The 4353-nt window shown below is 74.5% G+C and carries 4 protein-coding genes; all 4 read right to left on the reverse strand.

Annotated elements, in window-relative coordinates; translation table 11 throughout:
* Positions 1-114: 114 nt before the first annotated feature.
* Positions 115-438 (reverse strand): PH domain-containing protein, encoded by a 324-nt coding sequence (locus tag ACWEQL_RS41250; protein ID WP_452156582.1) that lies wholly within the window; start codon positions 436-438, stop codon positions 115-117.
* A 500-nt stretch (positions 439-938) separates the two neighbouring features.
* Positions 939-2114 (reverse strand): mandelate racemase/muconate lactonizing enzyme family protein, encoded by a 1176-nt coding sequence (locus ACWEQL_RS41255; RefSeq protein ID WP_452156584.1) that lies wholly within the window; start codon positions 2112-2114, stop codon positions 939-941.
* A gap of 59 nt (positions 2115-2173) precedes the next feature.
* Positions 2174-3580: an MFS transporter gene (locus tag ACWEQL_RS41260; protein ID WP_452156586.1), complete on the reverse strand. Its 1407-nt coding sequence runs from the start codon at positions 3578-3580 to the stop codon at positions 2174-2176.
* 108 nt (positions 3581-3688) lie between these two features.
* Entirely contained in the window at positions 3689-4273 is a 585-nt protein-coding gene (locus ACWEQL_RS41265; protein ID WP_452156588.1) for an SMP-30/gluconolactonase/LRE family protein, read from the reverse strand.
* Positions 4274-4353: the final 80 nt, after the last annotated feature.

Below are 4353 nucleotides of genomic sequence, written 5' to 3' on the forward strand. Positions count from 1 at the left end.
CTGGGGGGGGTCCCGGGTGTGTGCCGCGCGCCCGGCTTAGCCCTGGGGGGCCGCGGGGGGGGCCCGCGGCATGCCGTGGGGACGTCGTCCGGCTCCGTGCCGGGGGACGCGCGGTCAGGCGGACGCCGAGCCCGACACCTTCCCCGCGCCGCACAGTTCGGCCCGGGCCTCGCGCAGGGCGGCGACCTCCGACTCGACCCGGACGCGCGAGCCGAGGTGCAGGTCGTTCACGTGGACGAGCCGTACGCGCCGGCCGCCGGACAGGTGGGCGTACACGGCCACCTCCGGCATCACCGTCCGGTCACCGGCGGACGACACGCCCTCCGCCCTGATGTCCTCGACGTCCGCCCAGGCGAGCCGACGCGTCCGGACCAGCCCGCGGACCTGGATGCCGGTGCCGTCGGCCGAGGTACCGGTCCGCGGAGCGCGGACCACCACCGCGACCATCCCCAACGGCCCCGGACTGCGCCACCACCCGTCGGATTCCCCGGAGGACCGCCGCGAACGCGGCCCGGGACGTGCCGTCCGGCCGGCCCAACTGCCCGGCGGTGCGGGTGAATCGGACCGCGGAACCTCCGGCCGCCTGCCAGGACGTGGCCGAACGGGCAGGTCATCGCCGGTGTTGCCGACATCACCTCCGCGCCCGCCCCGCCCTCGGAGAGCCCGGTCGGCCTCGTCATGCCCGGAGCGGGCCCGGCGCCGGCTCCGGGCCGCAGATGCCGGGGAGACGTCCCCGCCGCATCCGGGAACGCCGAAAGCCCGGGCCGCGGAACGGCTGACGGTGCCGTTCCGCGGCCCGGGGGTCACGGGGGATGGGGTATGTCGGGGGGTGTCCGGAGTGCGGTGGCGGGCGGAGTCAGGGCAGAGGCCGCCCGCCACCGCGGCCGGAGGCCGGACCGGTTCCCTCAAACCGGTCCGGCGGCCAGGGGGCCGAGGGGTCAGAACCGGGCGATCACGTACCGGTCGACGGCGTCCTCGTCCAGTTCGAAGCCCAGGCCGGGGCCGGTCGGGACGACCAGCGCGCCGTCGGTGAACTTCGGCGGGTTGAGCAGGATGTTCTCCCGGATCGGGTTGGGCAGCCGGTTGTACTCGTAGGTGCGCAGGTTGGGCGTGGCCGCGCAGAGTTGCAGGGCCGCGCAGAGGCTGACGCCGGAGCCGACGCCGTGCGGGGCGATGTCGACGTGGAAGGCGGAGGCGAGGGCGGACAGGCGCATGGCCTCGGTGATGCCGCCGCAGCGGGCGACGTTCGGCATGAAGACGTCGATGGCGCGGTTGAGCAGCGAGTCGCGCAGGTCGAAGCGGGTGAAGTGGGTCTCGCCGTTGACGACCGTCAGGCCGGTACGGCGGCGCAGCTCGGCGAGGTTGGCGAGGTCGTCGACCTGGAGCGGCTCCTCGTACCAGGAGATGCCGAGGTCGGCGAGGACGGCGCCGACCCGGGTGGCCTCGTCGAGGTCGTAGGCGCAGTTGACGTCGGTGAGGATCTCTATGCCGTCGCCGACGGCGGCGCGGACGGCGGTGAGGTGGGCGCGGTCGGTGCGCTCGCCGCGGCCGATCTTGACCTTGAGGGCCTTGAAGCCGGAGTCGACGAAGCCGAGGGCCTGGCGGGCGGAGTCCTCGGGGTCGGCGTGCAGGGCGACGGGGCTGGCGTAGCAGTCGACGGTCTCGCGGATGGGGCCGCCGAGGAGGCGGTGGACGGGTACGCCGGCGAGCTTGCCGCGCAGGTCCCACAGGGCGAGGTCGATGCCGGCCATGGCTTCGAGGTAGAAGCCGCGGTTGTGGCCGCCGGCGGCCTGGCCCTGGAACAGCCGCTCCCACACGGCGCCGGTGGCCAGGGCGTCCTGGCCGATCAGCAGCGGGGCCAGGACGGTGGCGACGACGGTGGCGGTGACCTGGGGGCTGGGCAGGCCGTACGCCTCGCCGATGCCGACCGAGCCGTCCTCGGTGTGCACCTTGACGAGGGTCGCGTACTGCCCGCGGCGGGGCAGTACCAGGTGGCTGGAGGCCGGGTACCGCAGCCAGTCCGGCACGTCCTCGGGGGAGTCGTACAGGTCGTCGAAGCTGGCGGACAGGGCCATCGCCTCGACCTTGGTGATGCGCAGGGGCTGGGTACTCACGGGGTTCTCTCCTGGGGTGCTGGGCCCTGCCCGGGTGGCGGGGAGGGTGGTGGAGCGGGTCAGGTGTCGGTTCTGATCGCGCCGCGGGCGGTCTCGCGGCCGCTGAGGACGGCGAGCGCGGTGACCGCGCAGGCGGCGAGGACGTAGAGGACGACGGGGGTGGTGGATCCGCCGGCCGCGACGAGTGCGGTGGCGACGAAGGGGGCGGTGCCGCCGAACAGCGCGCCGCCGAACTCGCGGCCGACGCTGACCCCGCTGAAGCGGATCCGGGCGTCGAACTGTTCGGCGACCAGGGCGGCCTGCGGGCCGAAGACCATGTCCTTGCAGACCGGGACGGCGATCACCAGGGCGAGCAGGACCAGGGGTCCGCTGCGGGTCTCCAGCAGGGTGAAGAAGGGGAAGGCGTAGGCGGCGGTGCACAGGAGCCCGGCGCCGATCACCGCCCGTCGGCCGACGCGGTCGGAGAGCCAGCCCCAGAACGGGATGGCGACGATCTCCAGGGCGGAGGCGAGGGCGATGCACCAGAGCATGGTGGAGCGGGGGATGCCGAGGTTCTTGGTGGCGTACGAGAGGGCGAAGGCCTGGATGAGGTAGCCCCAGACGAAACCCGAGACGGTGATCCCGACGACCCTCAGCAGGGCGCCGGGGTGGCGGCGCAGGAGGACCCCGATCGGGAAGCGGACGGTGGCCCCGTGCCGTTCCAGGGCGGTGAAGGCGGGGGTCTCGGCGATGCCGCGGCGCAGCCACAGCCCGAAGGCGATCAGGACGACGCTGAGCAGGAACGGGATGCGCCAGCCCCAGCTGAGGAAGGCGTCGTCGGGCAGCAGGGAGACGGTGCCGAAGACCGCGGTGGCCAGCACGAACCCGGCGCCGGTGCCCATCGCGGGGACGGCGCCGTACAGGCCGCGCCGCCCGGGCGGCGCGTTCTCGACGGTGAGCAGGGTGGCGCCGGCGAACTCGCCGCCGACCGCCACGCCCTGGGCGATCCGCAGGACGATCAGCAGGACCGGTGCCCAGACGCCCGCGGTGGCGTGGGTGGGCAGGACGCCGACCAGGGTGGTGGCGGCGCCCATGGCGATCAGGGTGATCAGCAGGACCCGCTTGCGGCCGACGCGGTCGCCGAGGTGGCCGAAGAGGATGCCGCCGATCGGGCGGGCGGCGAAGCCGACGCCGAAGGTGGCGAAGGAGGCCAGCGTGGCGCCGGTGCCGGAGGAACCGAAGAAGAGCGGGCCGAAGACCAGTGCGGAGGCGAGTCCGTAGAGGCTGAAGTCGTACCACTCCATGACGGTTCCGACGGTGCCGGCCAGCATCGTGCGCCTGGTCGAGGTGGCGCCGGAGGTGCTGTTCACTGGCGTGCCCTTGGTCGGTGCGGTGGTGCCGGCCGGTCCCGGGGGGCGGCCGTGCGCGGTGGTGCGGTGCCGGGCGCCGGTGCGCCGCGGCGGGGTGGCGGGTGGGGTTGTGCTCATCGTGGCTCCACTTGAGGGGAGAGGCGCCGTGGATGCTTCCAACATATGCGATATACGAAATACCCGCCAGAGGTGGAGGCCGGTTCGTCGGCGACCACGGCCGGGCCGTCATCCGGGGGGCGGCCATGACGGGCCCGGACGGTAGGGCGCGGCGGCGGGCGCGGTGACCGTCGAGGGCCGGGCCAGGACCGCGCCCGCCAGCGGGCCGGGGTCGGCCAGTCGGTGCAGGGCGGTGGTGACGTACATCCGCCCGCAGCCGAAGGCCACACTGCTCACGTGCGCGGTCGGCACCGCGACCGACTCCCGCAGCCCGCCCTCGGGGTCATAGCGGTGCACCCGCCCCGCACCCCACAGCGCGACCCAGAGGAAGCCGTGGTCGTCCACCGTCATGCCGTCCGGCTTCCCCTCGTACGGCGCCAGGCGGACCAGCGGCCGGGCCGGGCCCAACTCACCGGTGCCGGGGTCGACGGCGTGGGCCCCGATCAGGCCCCGGGCGCTGTCGGCCAGGTAGAGCGTGCGCCCGGACGGGTCGAAGGCCGGACCGTTGGGGACGCTCAGCCCGGTCAGCACCCGCTGCGCCGAGCCGTCCGGGCCGATCCGGTACAGCGAACCGGCCCCCGGGGCCGCGTCCGCCGCCATGCTGGTCGCCCAGAACCGGCCGGCCGGGTCGCAGGCGGCGTCGTTCATCCGCATCGGGCGCGGCGCGGACCTCGAACTCGCTCTCGTCGTCGGTGGTGAGCAGCAGGTACGCGGCGTCGGCGTCGAGCAGGTCG

The sequence above is a fragment of the Kitasatospora sp. NPDC004240 genome, assembly GCF_053603215.1.